Source organism: Arthrobacter sp. TmT3-37, from assembly GCF_054510835.1.
This window is the reverse complement of record NZ_JBTNDU010000002.1, coordinates 248182-263805: the sequence shown is the minus strand read 5'-3', so window position 1 is coordinate 263805 and position 15624 is coordinate 248182. Positions and strand designations below refer to the sequence as shown.

At 69.0% G+C, this 15624-nt stretch carries 15 protein-coding genes; 9 read left to right on the top strand and 6 right to left on the bottom strand.

Annotated features, from left to right (window positions below):
* The first annotated feature begins 36 nt into the window (after positions 1-36).
* The 4 genes from ACX80U_RS04035 (at position 37) to ACX80U_RS04020 (ending at position 3544) form a co-directional block, all read left to right on the top strand.
* A complete protein-coding gene (locus ACX80U_RS04035) occupies positions 37-297 on the top strand; it encodes a GlsB/YeaQ/YmgE family stress response membrane protein (RefSeq protein ID WP_133082632.1) in 261 nt (86 codons plus the stop codon).
* A gap of 208 nt (positions 298-505) precedes the next feature.
* Entirely contained in the window at positions 506-1699 is a 1194-nt protein-coding gene (locus ACX80U_RS04030; RefSeq protein WP_459267510.1) for a LolA family protein, read from the top strand.
* Positions 1700-1746: 47 nt separating this feature from the next.
* Entirely contained in the window at positions 1747-2694 is a 948-nt protein-coding gene (locus tag ACX80U_RS04025; protein WP_459267509.1) for an ABC transporter ATP-binding protein, read from the top strand.
* Positions 2684-3544, top strand: coding sequence for an ABC transporter permease (locus ACX80U_RS04020; protein ID WP_244185953.1), 861 nt, complete (start codon positions 2684-2686; stop codon positions 3542-3544). The genes ACX80U_RS04025 and ACX80U_RS04020 overlap by 11 nt, the downstream gene beginning before the upstream one ends.
* Before the next feature lie 73 nt (positions 3545-3617).
* On the opposite strand, the gene ACX80U_RS04015 is transcribed toward ACX80U_RS04020, so the two are convergent.
* A complete protein-coding gene (locus tag ACX80U_RS04015; RefSeq protein WP_459267508.1) occupies positions 3618-4631 on the bottom strand; it encodes an exonuclease domain-containing protein in 1014 nt (337 codons plus the stop codon).
* A 265-nt stretch (positions 4632-4896) separates the two neighbouring features.
* Between ACX80U_RS04015 and ACX80U_RS04010 the strand changes: the two genes are divergently transcribed.
* Both ACX80U_RS04010 and ACX80U_RS04005 read left to right on the top strand, forming a co-directional pair.
* Complete coding sequence (locus ACX80U_RS04010) at positions 4897-5724, top strand: nuclease-related domain-containing protein (protein WP_459267507.1); 828 nt, start codon at positions 4897-4899, stop codon at positions 5722-5724.
* Positions 5725-5777: 53 nt separating this feature from the next.
* Positions 5778-6983 (top strand): hypothetical protein, encoded by a 1206-nt coding sequence (locus tag ACX80U_RS04005; RefSeq protein ID WP_459267506.1) that lies wholly within the window; start codon positions 5778-5780, stop codon positions 6981-6983.
* 20 nt (positions 6984-7003) lie between these two features.
* On the opposite strand, the gene ACX80U_RS04000 is transcribed toward ACX80U_RS04005, so the two are convergent.
* Genes ACX80U_RS04000 through ACX80U_RS03980 form a run of 5 tightly spaced genes read right to left on the bottom strand, consistent with a single transcriptional unit; the run spans position 7004 to position 12495 of the window.
* Positions 7004-8413 (bottom strand): amidase, encoded by a 1410-nt coding sequence (locus ACX80U_RS04000; protein ID WP_459267505.1) that lies wholly within the window; start codon positions 8411-8413, stop codon positions 7004-7006.
* Complete coding sequence (locus ACX80U_RS03995; RefSeq protein ID WP_133082625.1) at positions 8410-9645, bottom strand: amidohydrolase; 1236 nt, start codon at positions 9643-9645, stop codon at positions 8410-8412. Before ACX80U_RS03995 ends, ACX80U_RS04000 begins: the two co-directional genes overlap by 4 nt.
* 30 nt (positions 9646-9675) lie before the next feature.
* Complete coding sequence (locus ACX80U_RS03990; protein WP_133082624.1) at positions 9676-10404, bottom strand: hypothetical protein; 729 nt, start codon at positions 10402-10404, stop codon at positions 9676-9678.
* A gap of 27 nt (positions 10405-10431) precedes the next feature.
* Positions 10432-11187, bottom strand: coding sequence for a DUF5058 family protein (locus tag ACX80U_RS03985; protein ID WP_208739506.1), 756 nt, complete (start codon positions 11185-11187; stop codon positions 10432-10434).
* 42 nt (positions 11188-11229) lie between these two features.
* Positions 11230-12495 (bottom strand): M20 family metallo-hydrolase, encoded by a 1266-nt coding sequence (locus ACX80U_RS03980; protein ID WP_459267504.1) that lies wholly within the window; start codon positions 12493-12495, stop codon positions 11230-11232.
* Positions 12496-12700: 205 nt separating this feature from the next.
* Here ACX80U_RS03980 and ACX80U_RS03975 point away from each other — a divergent pair, with 205 nt between their 5' ends.
* The 3 genes from ACX80U_RS03975 (at position 12701) to ACX80U_RS03965 (ending at position 15571) form a co-directional block, all read left to right on the top strand.
* Positions 12701-13741 (top strand): substrate-binding domain-containing protein, encoded by a 1041-nt coding sequence (locus ACX80U_RS03975; protein ID WP_133082621.1) that lies wholly within the window; start codon positions 12701-12703, stop codon positions 13739-13741.
* A gap of 109 nt (positions 13742-13850) precedes the next feature.
* Positions 13851-14978, top strand: coding sequence for a hypothetical protein (locus tag ACX80U_RS03970; protein ID WP_459267503.1), 1128 nt, complete (start codon positions 13851-13853; stop codon positions 14976-14978).
* A gap of 119 nt (positions 14979-15097) precedes the next feature.
* Positions 15098-15571, top strand: coding sequence for a cupin domain-containing protein (locus tag ACX80U_RS03965; RefSeq protein ID WP_459267502.1), 474 nt, complete (start codon positions 15098-15100; stop codon positions 15569-15571).
* Positions 15572-15624 lie beyond the last annotated feature (53 nt).

Below are 15624 nucleotides of genomic sequence, written 5' to 3'. Positions count from 1 at the left end.
TTCCCGCACATCGCGGGCACAGAGAAGGAGATTGACATGATCGGATTCATCCTCGCCGGCCTCATCATCGGCGCCCTTGCGCGCCTCATCAAGCCGGGCAAGCAGAACCTCGGCCTGCTCGCCACACTGCTGCTCGGCCTCGTCGGTTCCGTCATCGGCGGCGCCATCGCGAGCCTGCTCGGCACCGGCAACATGTGGGAACTGAACATCCTCGGGTTCATCGTCTCGGTCATCGCGGCAGTGCTGCTGATCGGCGTCGCGGAGAGCGTCGCGGGTCGCCGTCACGTGAGGCGCTAGGACTTCCCGGCATCGGAAGGGGCGGCTTCGGCCGCCCCTTCCGCATGTCCGGGCCTTGTCGTCAGCGCCTTCCGTGCACCGTGCGCCCGACGGCGGCACGCCTGCGCCGTCCCGCTCGTTCTCCCAGTACACGCGCCCATCCTCCTCCCAGCGTGCAGGTGTAGCGTTGACGCCAGATGGGGCAGAGATTCGTTCGGAAGGCTCAATCATGAACAAGAACTGGCGCTGGCTCCCCGCCGGCATCGTCCCGGTCGTCATCGTCACTGCTGCCGTGAGCGGTTCCGCCGTCGCCGAGGCCCAACCGCAGCTCCCCGCCAAAACCGCGCAGGAACTGCTCGAATTCGTGGCCACCAGTTCGGACGACGCCTATTCCGGCACCGTCGAGCAGTCCTCCAACCTCGGCCTCCCCGACATCGGACTCGCCACTCCCCCGGGTGGCACGTCCAGCTCGGACCCCACCTCCACCGCGCTCGAGCTGCTCAGCGGCGAGCACACCGCGCAGGTCTACGTCGACGGACCTGACCGGGCACGCGTCCAGGTGCTCGACCAGCTGGCCCAGCGCGACGTCGTCGTGAACCAGGACGAGGTCTGGTTCTACGACTCCGCGGCCAAGGAAGCGACGCATGCCGTACTGCCCGACAGGGACGCCGCGAAGGCACAGCTGGAGGCGACGCTCCAGGAGAAGGCCGCCGAGTACCCCGAGCTGCAGGACGTCCCCCGCACTCCGGCCGAGCTCGCCCAGGTGTTCCTCGCGACGATCGACCCGAGCACCGAGGTGACCGTCGACGGCACCAGCCGTGTCGCGGGCCGCGGCGCCTACGAGCTCCTGCTGACACCCGAGGACGAGGCCACGCTGATCGGCTCGATCGCCGTCGCGGTCGACTCCGAGACCGGTGTCCCCCTCAGCGTCACCGTACAGGCGAAAGGCCAGGAGGAAGCAGCCTTCTCGGCCGGCTTCAGCGACGTGGACTTCAGCACTCCTGACGCCGACACCTTCGACTTCGTTCCCCCGGCCGACGCCACCGTCACCGAGGCCCCGACCGCCGACGAGGCGAAGGCGCGCGTCGACGCGAAGGACGAGCCTGCCCCCTCCGAGGAGCCCGTCGTGATCGGCGAGGGCTGGAGCACCATCGTGGAGCTGCCCGCCGGCACCGCGTCGACGCTCGGGCTGGACCTCGGCACCGGCGAAGCGGCCGGCATGGGCGACATCATGGACATCAAACCCGGCATGGACCCGGAGGAGGTCGCGGGAGCCCAGGCGATGCTGGAGCAGGCCCTCACCGACGTCGACGGTGGGCATGCCCTGCAGACGTCGCTCGTCTCGGTGCTCATCACGGACGACGGCCGGATCCTCGCAGGCGCCGTCAGCGCCGACCAGCTCGTCGCCGCCTCCCAGCGGTGATCCATGACGTACCACCGCAGACCCGTACCGATGGTGCGGGTCTGCCGGTGAGCACCGGCGAGTTCGCGATCGAGACGCACGGCCTGACCAAGGTGTTCGGCAAGCAGAAGGCCGTCAACGGCGTCGACCTCGCCGTTCCGCGGGGGTCGGTCTTCGGCTTCCTCGGCCCCAACGGGTCGGGGAAGACCACCACCATCCGGGTGCTCCTCGGGCTGGCCGCAGCGTCCAGCGGGAGGATCCGCCTGCTCGACGGCGAGATGCCGAAGGACGCGCGCGCCGTCCTGCCGCGTGTCGGAGCCCTTGTCGAGGGTCCCGCCATCTATCCGTTCCTCTCGGGACGGGCGAACCTCCAGCGGTTCGACGCCGCGGACCGCCACACCGATCCCGCGACACGCAACAGGCGCGTGGACGCCGCCCTCGACCGCGTGGGCCTCAGCCACGCGGCGAAGAAGCGTGCGCACGCCTACTCGCTCGGCATGAAGCAGCGCCTCGGCATCGCCAACGCGCTGCTCGCACCGCGGGACCTGCTGATCCTCGACGAGCCCACCAACGGCCTCGACCCGCAGGGTACCCGCGAGGTTCGCGGCCTCATCCGGTCCCTGTCCGACGACGGCACCACCATCTTCGTCTCCAGCCACCTCCTCGCCGAGGTGGAGCAGATGTGCACCGGGATCGCCGTGATGAGTGCCGGCCGCCTCGTGGCGCAGGGCTCGCTCGATGACCTCCGATCCGAGGGCACCTCCCGCGTGCGGGTCACCACGCCCGACTACGCCGACGCCCATCACGTCCTCACAGGACTGGGGCTCACCCCCGAGCTCCACGGGCGGGACGACGTCATCACGGCCGAACTGTCCGTGCCCGGCCTCCAGCCCGAGACCGTCAACGCCGCCCTGGTGCGGGCCGACGTGCGGGTGCGCGGCTTCGAGGCCAGCGGCGCCTCGCTCGAAGACCGCTTCGTCGCACTCACCGGAGAGGGGTTCGACGTTGCCGGCTGAATCCGCAGTAGCCCGCCCCCGTGCCGGAGGGTCCCTCGGGCTCACGCTCGTGCTCTCGGAGATCTCGGTGCTGTTCCGCAGGCTCCGCACCTGGGCGATGATCGGTGCTCTGGCGCTGATCCCGATCCTCATCGCCGTCGTCGTCCGGGTCTCGTCCGACGGCTCCGGGAGCGGACGCGGACCCGCGTTCCTCGACAGCATCACGCAGAACGGGCTGTTCGTCTCGCTGACCGCACTCACCGTGGCCATCCCGCTGTTCCTGCCGCTGACCATCGGCGTCGTCGCCGGTGACACCATCGCTGGCGAGGCGAATCTGGGGACGCTGCGGTACCTGCTCGTGGCGCCCGCCGGGCGCATCCGCCTCCTGCTCGTGAAGTATGCGGGGGCGGCGCTGTTCTGTCTCGTGGCGACCCTCACCGTCGTCATCACGGGTGCCATCATCGGGGCGCTGCTGTTCCCGGTAGGGCCGGTGACGCTGCTGTCCGGCGACACCGTGGGCATTCCCGGCTACTTCGTGCGGTTGCTGCTGCTCGCGCTCTACGTGACGCTGTCCCTGATGGGGCTCAGTGCGATCGGGCTGTTCATCTCGACGCTGACCACCATCCCGGTCGGCGCGATGGCGGCGACGGCCGCGCTGGCCGCCGTCGCGCAGATCCTCGGCGCGCTGCCGCAGCTCGAGTGGCTGCACCCCTGGCTGTTCACCAACTACTGGCTGGGGTTCGCGGACCTGCTGCGGCAGCCGATCGTCTGGAACTCCTTCGCGGACAACGCCCTGCTGCAGTTCGGCTACATCGCGGTCTTCGGGACGCTGGCCTACGGGCGGTTCAGCACGAAGGACATCCTGAGCTGAGGGCCGGCACCGACAAAGGCCTCCGACGGCGTGCCGGGGCCTTCACCACGTCCTCCTCAGCGGGACGCCGTTCCTAGTTCACCCGCCGTCGTCCGACCCAGGCGAGCAGGCCGGTGACCGCGGACTCGAGCACTCCCCGCACGTCTGCAGGTGTCTCGTCCCGTGAGGCGTCGGGCCGGTCCAACCCGACCCACTCGCGCAGCTCGCACTCGCTGACGGCGCGGATGGCCTGACCCGCGCCGATGTACTGGAGCGCCTTCCTCTCCTTGGCGGTACCCGGTGTCAGGAATGCCCTGCGTCGGCCGGCATCCTGCTGTCCGACGACGAGCATCGTGGTCCTCTTGGTGACGTTGGCGGCAGGCGTCGCGCCGCAGTCAGCGATCAGGTTCATCGCGTCCTGCCGCGTCAGGGTGGCGAGGTCCCCGGTGAACGCCACCTCCTGACCGAAGAGGGGGTTCGACGGGTCGGCCTGATGGTTCGCTCGCGGCAGTCCGGCAGGGGCAGTGCTGGCCGCGGAGCGGTAGGAGCGGACCGATGCCTGCTGGGCCGGTGGCCAGAGCAGGTCGAGCGAGTGGAGTGCGTGTCGTCGCGCGATCTGTACGACGGCGGCCGCGCAGATCTCGGCGTCGCTCCCGGCATCATGGTGCTGGAAAGCCCCCAGGCCGAGGGCCTTCGCGACGTGCGGGAGCTTGTGCTGCTCGAGATCGAGGAGGCGACGGGCGAGGTCGACGGAGCAGTGGAAGGTGGTGTCGGGAACTGTGAGTCCTGACTCCACGCACGCACCGCGCAGGACGGACCGGTCGAAGGACGCGTTGTGCGCGACGAATCGGTCATCGCCGGCGAAGTCCAGAATGCGTTGCAGGCTCTCGGGCCACCCCGGAGCAGTGCGGACGTCAGCAGGGCGGATGCCGTGCACCTGGATATTGCGTGGCGCGAACTCGCCGACGGAGCGCGGGGGCTTGATCAGCCACGCCGCCCTGTCGACGACGACGCCGTTGCTCACCTTCGCCAGGCCGACGGCGCAGACCGAGCCCCGCTTGCTGTTCGCGGTCTCGAAGTCGATCGCGGTGAAGTCGAGACCCTGCACTGTTCCCCCTGAAGCTGTCGCCGCTCGTTCCGCGACCCTCTCCAGCCTAACGGGAGCCTGCCCGCCCACCGATCGGCGGCGCGCCTCGAGCGCTCCGTCGCGGGCCCGTGCCGGTGCGGAAATGCTGTGGCAATCCTGCCGGCAATCGGCGCCCTGACCGGCCTCATCACTGCACTTCGCCCGGTAGATTCGTCCTACCCGGGCGAGGCTCAGCTCGCCCGGGTCTCAGGCTCGGGGGGAATCGCATGGCGTCGGGAAGCGGACCATGAGCGCGGCTGTCCCACTCGACGACGACGTCGCCTACGTCGAACCGGCGACTCTCGGCCTGCTCAAGCGGCGTGTCCCCGGTCAGTCGGTCATGGAGCAGCTGCTCGACGTCCACGGCACGAAGGACACGCGCGGACTGCTGGCCCGGGTGTTCGGCGTCCGTCCGCTGGCTCCCGACAGCCGGCCCTGGTACTGGGGAGCACTCGGCGAACGCTCCGTGGGTCGCACCCTCGCATCCCTGGGACCCGAGTGGACGGTCCTGCACGCCGTCCCGGTCGGTGAGAAGTCCTCGGACATCGACCACGTGGTCATCGGCCCGACCGGCATCTTCACGATCAACACGAAACGCCATCCCGGCCAGGATGTCTGGACCGCGAAGGGCACCTTCCTGGTCGCCGGGACGCGCTACCCCTACATCCGGAACTCGGAGCATGAGGCGGCCCGGGCCGGGAAGCTGCTGTCCGCCGCCGTCCTGAACTCCGTGTCGGTATCGGCCGCGATCGTGGTCGTCGGGGCTCGGCAGGTCACCGTGAAGGAGAAGCACCGGTCCGTGGCGGTGGTTCCCGAGAACCAGCTCCTGCGGTGGCTCACCCGACGGCCGGTGGTCCACACCGGGCAGCAGGTCGCCCTCCTCTCGGCTGCCGCAGCGCAGCCCTCGACCTGGCGGCGCACGGCACCTGCGCTGCGCGACCCGGCCGAGGTCGTCGGGCCCTTCGAAGCGCTGGACCGGCTGGTGGACCAGGCACGACGACGACGGATCGGCTGGCTCCTTGCCGTGCCCGCGGCATTCGTCGCCTCGGCGGCGGGCGTCCTGCCACCCTTCTGAGCTGCCGCTCCCTCGCCTCGCAGCGCCACCTACTCCCTGTACCGGAAGAATCCATGCTCCACTTCCCCTCGAAGAACAGCGCAGCCCATACGGCGGATCCCGCGGACGTGACCCGCCTGCACCAGCTCCTGGGCGATCACGTCTGGGCCTTCAGCAACTGCCGCGTCGACGCACCGGGTCTGCCGGTCGCCGAGGTGGACTGGCTCTTCTACAACTCGACCAACGGGACCTTCATCCTCAGCGAGTGGAAGCGGTTCCCTGCCGCGGTGGTCCGCGTGAAGGATGCCGGCGAAGCGTGGACGCTGGGAAATCAGTCCGTGGTGCCGAATCCCCTCGAGCAGGTGGGCAAGCAACTCGACGCCGTCCGTCGCGCTCTTCGGCTGAATATCTGCAGGGAGCATTTCCCGTCGGCCGACCAGCACTCCATCAACCTGTATCCGACCGTGTACTCCCCTCAGGTGAATGAGGCCACGCGGCGGGAGCGGTTGCGGTACGGCGTGGTGCACGGGTCGCTCGACGACGTCGCCCTCATGGTCGAGCGCAGGGCCGTCACTGTTCCCCTGATCGCTGCCGGTGGCAGTGCGCAGGTCGCTCTCGCCGAGGCGCTGGCCGAGCTCTTCCGGTGCTCGATCAGCCAGGCGGTGCGTAGGAGGATCGCTCCGCCCGCTCCCGTACCACCGAGTCCTCAGGTGAGGATCGCGGCCATCTACCGCGAACTGGCCGCGCTCCATCTCGAACTCGCAGCGCTGGTCGACGAGGGGCTTGTTGCGCCATCAGGCACGCAGGCGCCGGAACTTCTGGCCAGTCCGTCGACAGCAACGTCGGTGGTTCCTTTCAAGGTGCCGGCAGCAGCCCCGATCGCTGCACCCGAGTCACCGGCAGTAGCGATGGCTAGTGCGCCCCTCAAGCAGAAAGCAGCACCACCTGTCGCCGAGCCGGCCAAAAAGATTCCGTCGGTCAATGGACACCTGCAGCGTCACGTCCTGAAGCACGTCCCGCCGTCAGCCGGTCCCGAACACGTGCGGGCGGCCTTCCTCGCGGCGCTTCAGGACGGCCACCTGCGCAAGAGCGGGGTGCACGTCGGTCAGTTCGGCGGCTATGTGGGGTTGCTCCTCGACGGTGGCAGGAAACTGGCAGACCTACGGCTGGGCAGCCTCGAGAAGTGGTGCCTGACCCAGGCAACTGCGGCCGGCATAGCTGCAGTGAAGGACCCGACTGCTCCGTCCATCGTCCGACTGGGAAAACCGGCACAGACATAAACGAGCGCCCTGCGGGTGCCCTACAGCTCCGGCGCCCGCTTCGCCCACCCCGTCGCCTGCTCGAACGCATACGCGACCTGCAGCAGTTCGACGTCGCTGCCGTGCGGCATCGCGAGCTGCAGCCCGACCGGCAGGCCGTCCTCGCTGAAGCCGGCAGGCACCGACACCGCGGGCAGCCCGGTCGCCGAGATCAGGCAGGCCGAACGCATCCAGTCCAGGTACGTCTCGAACTCCACGCCGTTGACCGACGTCGGATACCGCTCGGTTGCGTCGAACGGAAGCACCTGCGCCGTCGGACTGGCGAAGACGTCGTACTTCCCGAAGTAGCGCCGCACGCTCGTGTCGAGCCGGGTCCGGGCGAGGGCGGCATCGACCATGTCCTGCGCCGTCAGCTGCAACCCCTGCTCCACATTCCAGCGGATCTCGGGTTTGATCGCATCGTCGTGCTTCTGCACGAGCTCACCGAGTCCGAGCACGAAGTCGAAGGCGCGCGTCGTACCGAACACCTGGTCTGCGTCGCGCAGGTCCGGCGCGGCCTCCTCGACGATCGCGCCGAGGTCGGCGAAGACCTGCAGCTGTCCCTCGAGGACCCGCAGTACCTCGCGATCCACCGGTACGCCCACTCCGAAATCGGGTGACCAGCCGATGCGTAGCCCGGTCAGGTCCCGCTGCAGCGGGGCTGCGAACGAGCCCGACACGGGGTAGGCGTACGGAACCGCCGGGTCGGCACCGGCGATCGCCGTCATCCCCAGCGCGATGTCCTCGACATCACGAGCCATCAGCCCGTTGCGGCCGAGCCATGCCCAGGCGTTGCGCGTCGGCACGGCGGGGACGACGCCGATCGACGGGCGGTACCCGACCACGTTGCAGAACGACGCGGGGATCCGCAGCGAGCCGCCCATGTCGCTGCCGTCGCCGAGCGGCTGGATGCGTGCCGCGATCGATGCCGCCACTCCCCCGCTGCTGCCGCCGGCACTGCGCGTGGTGTCGTACGGATTGACCGTCGTCCCGAAGACCTCGTTGAAGGTATGTGAGCCGGCGGCGAACTCCGGCACGTTCGTCTTGCCCGTCGTCACCACACCGGCGCTCTTCAGGCGGCCGATGATCAGGTCGTCGAACGTCGGCACGAAGTCCCGGAAGATCGGTGACCCCTGCGTCGTGCGCAGTCCCCTGGTGTTGTGCGTGTCCTTGTGCGTCATCGGCAGACCGTGCAGCGGCGGGAGGTCGGCGCTCGACGCCGTCAGGTCATCGGCTGCGTCCGCGAGCGCTGCGGCACCCTCACGGTCCTCGGTGATGACGGCGTTGATCGGGCCGTTGACGGCGTCGATGCGGTCGAAGTGCGCCTCGAGCGCCTCGCGTGCGGACACCTCCCGACGGCGGATGGCCCCCGTGAGTTCGACGGCGGACAGGTCGGAGAGCGCAGCGGTCACGCGGTGGTCCCGACCTTCGACAGCAGGGCCGTCATGGCGGCCCGGACTCCGGTGGAGAGCGTCGGCTCGATGACCGGCGCAAAGTACGGCGAGTGGTTGCCGGGAACGGGGTTGTCGCCGTCGAGCAGTTCCTGCGGGTGTCCGCCGAAGAACCAGTAGACGCTCGGTACACCGATGGCCTCGGCCAGGAGTCCGAAGTCCTCGCTGCCCATCACCGGCGGGGCCTCGATGACGGCATCCTCCCCCAGCACCTCGCCGAGGACGGCCATCAGATCCTCCGTCGAGGCAGGGTCGTTGTAGCACTGGGGGAAGTTGGTGATCTGCTCGATCACCGGCTCCGGTGCTCCCGACGCCGCGGCCTCCGCGCTGATGATCCGCCGCAGCGAGCCGAGGACGCGCTCGCGCACGTCGACGTCGAACGTCCGCACGTTGAGTGTGAACTCCGCCGACGCCGGGATGATGTTCTCCTTCAACCCGCCGTGGAAGGTGCCGATCGTGACGACCGCGGACTTCATGGGGTGCACCTCGCGCGAGACGATCGTCTGGATGCGCACCACCATGTGGGCGCCGAGCACGATCGGGTCGATCGACTGCTCGGGCTGCGAGCCGTGCGCCTGCTTGCCGTGCACGGTCACCTTCCAGGAGTCGGCCATCGCCATGGCGGTGCCCTTGCTGATGTTCACGGTGCCGGCGAGTCCCGGCCACACATGCTGCCCGTAGATGATCGACGGCTTCGGCGCCTTGTCCCACAGGCCGTCCTCGACCATCGCCTCCGCGCCCTCGCCGGTCTCCTCGCCGGGCTGGAAGATGAAGACCACGGTGCCGGACCACGCCTCGCGGCTCTCTGCCAGCAGCTGGGCGGCGGTGAGACCCACGGTCATGTGGGTGTCGTGGCCGCAGCCGTGCATCACGGGGACATCGGTGCCGTCGGCGAGGTTGCCCGCCGTCGTGCTGGCGTAGGCGAGGCCGGTGTCCTCGGCGATGGGCAGGCCGTCCGTGTCCGCGCGGTAGCCGACCACCGGGCCGTCGCCGTTGCGCAGGATCCCGACGACGCCGGTGCCTCCGCACATAAAGGTCTCCAGCCCGAGGTGGTTCAGTTTCTCGAGGATGAACGCCGCCGTGTGCGTCTCCTGCATGGACAGCTCGGGGTGGGCGTGGAGGTGCTGGTACAGCTCGTGCATCGCGGTGGTGTCGGCGTCGGAGAGGTCGAAGACGGCGGTGTCGATGGTCATGGTGTCCTTTCGGGCGGGTCTGTCTGGAGCCTAGTTGACGAGGGTGGTGGGGGTTGCGGTCGCCTTGCGCGAGCGGAGGAACCAGGCCAGCACGGCGGTGATCAGGACGACGACGCCGGTGGCCGGCTTGGCGAGTACAGGGACCGCCGGCACCAGGACGAAGAGCACCACGACGGCGACGACGACGGCGATCACGGTCACGCGGGGCTGCTTCATGGTGACGATCAGCTGGACGAGGACGCCGCCGATGATCGCCGGGAAGATGTAGAGCCGCGCGACGTCGACGATGTCGGTGGGGATGATGCTGACCAGCCAGGTCCCGAGGATCCCGACGAACAGCAGCATCGAGACGACGTGGACCATCGCCGCGCCGCAGATGGCCATGAGGGCCGCGAACTCGCCCCGCTTGGTGCCGGCTTTCGCTCCGACGGCCGCCTGTGCCACCAGGGCCGAGGGCAGGAGCTTGTTGGCGATGTTGCCGATCATGAAGGCCTGGTACATCGCGGCCGGCCCGAGCACCGGGTAGTAGGTGATGGGCTCCACGAACCAGAGCACGAAGAACGCTGCGGCGACGGCGAGATAGGCCGTCCAGATCATCCCGGCAGTGATGCCCAGGTCCGTGAAGAAGACGAGGTACAGGGGCGCGGCGAGGGAGAGGAGGAGGGCGGTGCCCATGGTGAGCTGACCCCAGAGGGAGGTGGTGCGGTCGAATTCGGCGAGCGATCCGGAGGAGGTGACGGCAGTATCTGCAGCAGACATGGTGGTTCCTTTCGGGTGAGGTACTGCCTAGGCGGCGGGGGCCATGCCGGAGGTGTGGGCGATGTACGCGGCGAACAGCCCGACGATGATCGAGATGCCGAGCCCCCACTCCCTCAGCCAGGTCGCGGAGGTCCTGTTCGCGAGGACGATGCACACGGCCATGGTGATGGCCGAGACGATGACCGACAGGATGTGGACCGGTGTCTTGCCGAGTTCGGCGATACCGAGGCTTGCGAAGGCCCCGATGAGGGCGGCCGCCGGCACGATGGCCATCAGGGCGGGATTGACCCGCCGCAGCTTCGTGTCACCCCTGCGCAGGATGGGCGTCAGCACGAGCGTCGCCAGCATCCAGCCGGCACCGGAGAGACTCATGGCCATGAATGCCACCACGAACACCGCCTGCGTGTAGTCCGGCCCGCCGAGGGTGGCGCCCATGGTGCCGGCGGCAAGGCTCGCGGAGGCCGATTCGGTGGCGGCCGAGCCGACGAGGCCGATCCGCACCAGCACGGCCGGTGTGCCGAACAGCGTGAGGAGGGCGATGCTGACCAGTACCACGGCCAGCGACGGCCCGATCGCGGCGATGGCACCGGCCCGGAAGGATGTCCGCAGTTCGTCAGCGGAGATGTCGGCCGCGGGTCCGGCCTTCTTCGCGGCCTTCATGTAGATCAGCGACTGGACGATGATGGCGCCGAATACCCCGAGGGCGAGGATCCAGAGGACGGGCAGGTTGGCGATCGCAAGGATGTCCGTGGACAGTCCCTCGGGAGTCAGTGCAGTTTTCATGGGAACTCCGGTCGGCAGGGCGGGTGGGGGTCGAAGAGCCGGTCAGTCGGTCGGTCGGGTGTCGGTGCCGTCGAGCCGGCGGAGGGTCGCGACGAGCGCGCTCACGCCGGTGGCGATGTCCTCCGTACTGCTCCACTCCTCCGGGCAATGGCTCTTGCCGTTCTTGGAGGGGATGAAGAGCATGCCCATGGGTGCGAGGGAGGACATGTGCACGGCGTCGTGCGTCGCACCGCTGGGGATCGGCATCCATGGCAGTCCGAGGGCGTCGGCGGCTGCGCCGGCCACGTCCTGCACGCCCCGGTCCGCCTGGACCACGGTGTTGTCGGTCGACCACTCGAAGCCGACGTCGACGCCGAGGTCGGTCGCCTTCGCGGCGATCTCGGCGGTGAGGCGTCCCTTGACGCCGGACAGCCAGGAGGAGTCGACGCTGCGGACCTCGCTGTACATGCGGACGAGGGACGGCACCACGTTCGGTGACCGGGATTCCGATTCCACGCGCGTCGAGGTCGCGACGCCATGGGTGGGCGCCCCGCAGCCTTCGGCGCGCACCGCGAGGACGGCCTCGGCGGCGGCGATCATCGCGTCCCGGCGGTCCTCCATGGAGGTGGTTCCGGCGTGGTCCGCGGAGCCCGCGAAGGTGGCGATGAAGCGCTCGATCCCGGTGATCGCCGTGACGACGCCCAGCGGCAACCCACGATTCTCGAGGGTGGGGCCCTGTTCGATGTGCAGTTCGACGAAGGCGTGCAGCGCTCGCTTCGCCCAGGGCACGTCGGAGAGCGTCGACGGATCGAGACCGAAGTCGGTGTACGCCCGGCCGAGGCTCACGCCGCGGTAGTCCCGCCGTTCGAGGTCCTCCGGCGTCATCTCCTGGGCTGCGCACCGGCTGCCCAGACAGCTGAGGCCGAAGACGTTGGATTCCTCCCCGAGGAAATCGACGACCAGCAGGTCCCGCTCCAGCTGCGTCCCGGATTCCTGCAGGAGCCGTGCGGCCTCGATGGACCCGAGGACACCGACGATGCCGTCGAACCGTCCACCGCCGTCGACAGTGTCCGTGTGCGATCCCGTGACCAGCGCCGGGGCGGACGGTTCGCGGCCTGCGAGACGGCCCACGATGTTGCCGGCGGCATCGACATGCACCTCCAGGCCGACCTGGCGCATGCGGTCCGCGGTCCAGGTCCGGGAGGCCCGATAGGGCTCGCTGAACACCTCCCGGGTCCAGCCGGGACGGTCGCCGTCGACGAAACCGGACAGTGCGGTGACGCCGGTGCCGAGTCGTTCGACGGTCTCGAGTGAGGTGGACTGGAGCATGGGATCCTGTCATTCGCGCAAACGATTGCGTTCCGCATCGGGGAGGGACGATCGCGGAAGTATGGTGTACATCACACTACGGGTGGGTGGTTTCGTCAATGTTTCCGCACTGTGAAAGCTGCGGGACCCCGTACCACTCGCGCAAACCTTTGCGTATCCCCTGCACCTGCTGTCCGGGGAGCCCCGGGCCCCTAGACTCGAGGCAATGAAGGACGAACCCATCACCGGCCCGACGTCCGGTCGATCGCGCCCCGTGACGCTCGCGACCGTGGCGCGGCATGCGCAGGTGCATGTGTCCACGGCATCACGGGCGCTGAGCGACGATCCGGCCGGGGTGGGTGCGGATACGGTCCGGCGCGTTCGGGAGCTGGCTGCCGTGCTCGGGTACCGGCGCGACGTCGGCGCGGCGGGACTCAGGACCGGATCGTCCCGTCTCATCGGCGTCCTCGTCCCTCGCCTCACCGATCTCGTGCTCGCGTCCATCTACGAGAGCATCGACGCCGCGGCCAGCGCTGCCGGCTACGGGACGGTCGTCGCCAACACCCTCGACGATCCGGATCACCGACGGACCCGTCTCGACGCGATGCTCTCGCGGAGGATCGACGGCGTCATCATCGGCGATTCACACATCGGTGACACGGCAGCGCATGAGTTGCGGCGCCGGGGCGTCCCCTACGTCCTCGTCATGCGGAAGCTCGAGGGCCACCTGTCCGTCACCACGGACGACCACCGCGGTGGGCACCTCGCGGCCGAGCACCTCCTGGCTCTCGGTCACCGTCGGGTGGGAGTCATCGCCGGGGACCAGTTGGCGAGCACGGGCCGCGAGCGGACCCTCGGTTTTCGCAGGGCCTTCGAGTCCGCCGGCTATCCGCTGCCGGACGCCTACGTCGTCGAGTCGGCGTTCAGCACGCCCTCGGGGCTGGAGGCGGGTCGGCAGCTCATGCAGTTGCCGGAGCCACCCACGGCCATCTTCGCCGTGCACGACCTCCTCGCCCTCGGCGCGATGGGAGCCATCCGCGACGCCGGGAAGCGGGTCGGCGACGACGTCGCCCTGGTCGGCTACAACGATCTCGACCTCGCAGCGACGCTCCCGGTCCCGCTGACCTCCATCCGCTCCGACCTGCAGCGGATGGGCACCCTCAGCGTCGACGCACTGCTGCGGGGATTCAAGGGGGAGACCGCTTCGAGCGTCCTGTTGCAGCCGGAGCTGATCGTCCGGGCCACCACGCCGCCGTTGCGTTCCTAGGCGAGCTTTGGCGGCCTGTTCACCTCCCTGCCCAGCGGAGGCAACCCGCCCGTGACTCCCCCTCGGCAGCGTGGAACCGACACCACTGCTGCCCGACGAGGAGCCATCCGTGAAAGCAATCGTCCGCGCCATCTCCGTCCTGCTGTCCGCCGTCCTGGTCACGGGCGCCGCGAAGCCAGCCGTCGAGGACTTCCCCGCCACGGTCGATGGCGGTGCCTGGCCCGCCGGGCACGTCCAGGGGATCGCCGTCGACACCGAGAACGAGGTCGTCTACTACTCCTTCACCTCGATGCTGGTGAAGACCGACCTCGACGGCACCGTCCTCGGCACCGTCACGGGATTCACCGGCCACCTCGGGGACCTCGACTTCAACGAGAAGGACGGCCGCGTCTACGGATCGCTGGAGTACAAGGCGGCCGAGTCCTTCTACATCGCCATCTTCGACGTCGACCGCATCACCGGGATGGACATGGACGCCGAGACGGACGGCATCGTCACGGCCGTCCACCTCGACGAGGTGGTGCAGGACTTCACCGCGGATCTGGACGGCAACGGCGTCTTCGACGGCGACATCGCAGACACCCCGGACCACCGCTACGGCAGCAGCGGGATCGACGGTGTCTCCTTCGGCCCGGCGTTCGGCCGCAAGAACGGCAGGCAGCTGCTCACGGTCGCCTACGGCGTGTACTCGAACACCGGACGCACGGACAACGACCACCAGGTGCTCCTGCAGTACGACGTCACACGGTGGAAGAAGTACGAGCAGCCGCTCGCCCAGGCCGCCCCCCACACCTCCGGCCCGGCGACCACCGACGGCAAGTACTTCGTCCACACCGGCAACACCACCTACGGCGTGCAGAACCTGAACTACGACGCCTTCACCCACACCTGGCTCCTCGGCGTCTACAGGGGCGTGAAGGAGCACTTCCCCAACTACTCGCTCTTCGCCGTCGACGGCTCGTCACGACCTGTACGAGGCATCATCGAGGGCCAGCCGACCCGCGAGGAAGGCCTGCTCCTCCCCCTCCTCCAGCAGGGCCTCTCCCACGAGCCCACCGGAATCCGGGGCTGGAACTTCACGGCCGACGTCGGGCTCGAATCGCTCGGCAACGGCTACTTCTACATCGCCACCCAGGGCCGGATCACCGAGGACGGTGTCACCCGGCAGACCGCGGTGCTGGACCTGTTCCGCTGGACCGGCGCGCCGTCGTCGCCCTTCGAGCCCGTGGTCCGATAGGCCGGGCCGGCCGGGCACCGGTCCACGAGCACCCTTCCCACTGCATACCGCGCTTCGCCGGCTCGACGACGTGGTCCTCGATCTGGCGACCCCGGGCCGAAATGGTACAGAATGCGATCATGGACATCACTGACAACGGACCGAACCCGAACGCTTTCGACATCGAGAGTGCAACGACGGCGAACACCGATTACCGTCGCGTCGCCTGGACGGGCAAGCACCTGCAGGTGACGCTCATGTCGATCGAGCCGGGCAATGCGATCGGCCTCGAGGTGCACCACGGCACCGACCAGTTCCTGCGCGTCGATGCCGGGAAGGGCCGCGTCACGATGGGGCCCTCGAAGGACGACCTCTCGTACCAGCAGGACGTCGCGGACGGCTGGAGCATCCAGGTGCCCGCCGGCACGTGGCACGACGTCGAGAACACCGGGGACGAACCCCTGCGTCTCTACGCCGTCTACGCACCCACGCACCACGCGCAGGGCATCGTGCAGGCGACGGCGGCGGACGCCGAGAAGGACGAGGAGCAGGGACGCGACGAGCCGCCGTCGTGGGTCGAGGAAGTCGACGACAAGGGCGAGGAGAGCGCCTGACCACCGTCGCTCCCGGTCCGGGTCCACAATCGCCGACCGGACCGGGTACGACG

Coding starts and splice junctions, on each gene's coding strand:
- ACX80U_RS04035 (WP_133082632.1), top strand. CDS start 37: ATGATCGGATTCATCCTCGCCGGCCTCATCATCGGCGCCCTTGCGCGC.
- ACX80U_RS04030 (WP_459267510.1), top strand. CDS start 506: ATGAACAAGAACTGGCGCTGGCTCCCCGCCGGCATCGTCCCGGTCGTC.
- ACX80U_RS04010 (WP_459267507.1), top strand. CDS start 4,897: ATGAGCGCGGCTGTCCCACTCGACGACGACGTCGCCTACGTCGAACCG.
- ACX80U_RS04005 (WP_459267506.1), top strand. CDS start 5,778: ATGCTCCACTTCCCCTCGAAGAACAGCGCAGCCCATACGGCGGATCCC.
- ACX80U_RS03995 (WP_133082625.1), bottom strand. CDS start 9,645: ATGACCATCGACACCGCCGTCTTCGACCTCTCCGACGCCGACACCACC.
- ACX80U_RS03990 (WP_133082624.1), bottom strand. CDS start 10,404: ATGTCTGCTGCAGATACTGCCGTCACCTCCTCCGGATCGCTCGCCGAA.
- ACX80U_RS03985 (WP_208739506.1), bottom strand. CDS start 11,187: ATGAAAACTGCACTGACTCCCGAGGGACTGTCCACGGACATCCTTGCG.
- ACX80U_RS03980 (WP_459267504.1), bottom strand. CDS start 12,495: ATGCTCCAGTCCACCTCACTCGAGACCGTCGAACGACTCGGCACCGGC.
- ACX80U_RS03975 (WP_133082621.1), top strand. CDS start 12,701: ATGAAGGACGAACCCATCACCGGCCCGACGTCCGGTCGATCGCGCCCC.
- ACX80U_RS03965 (WP_459267502.1), top strand. CDS start 15,098: ATGGACATCACTGACAACGGACCGAACCCGAACGCTTTCGACATCGAG.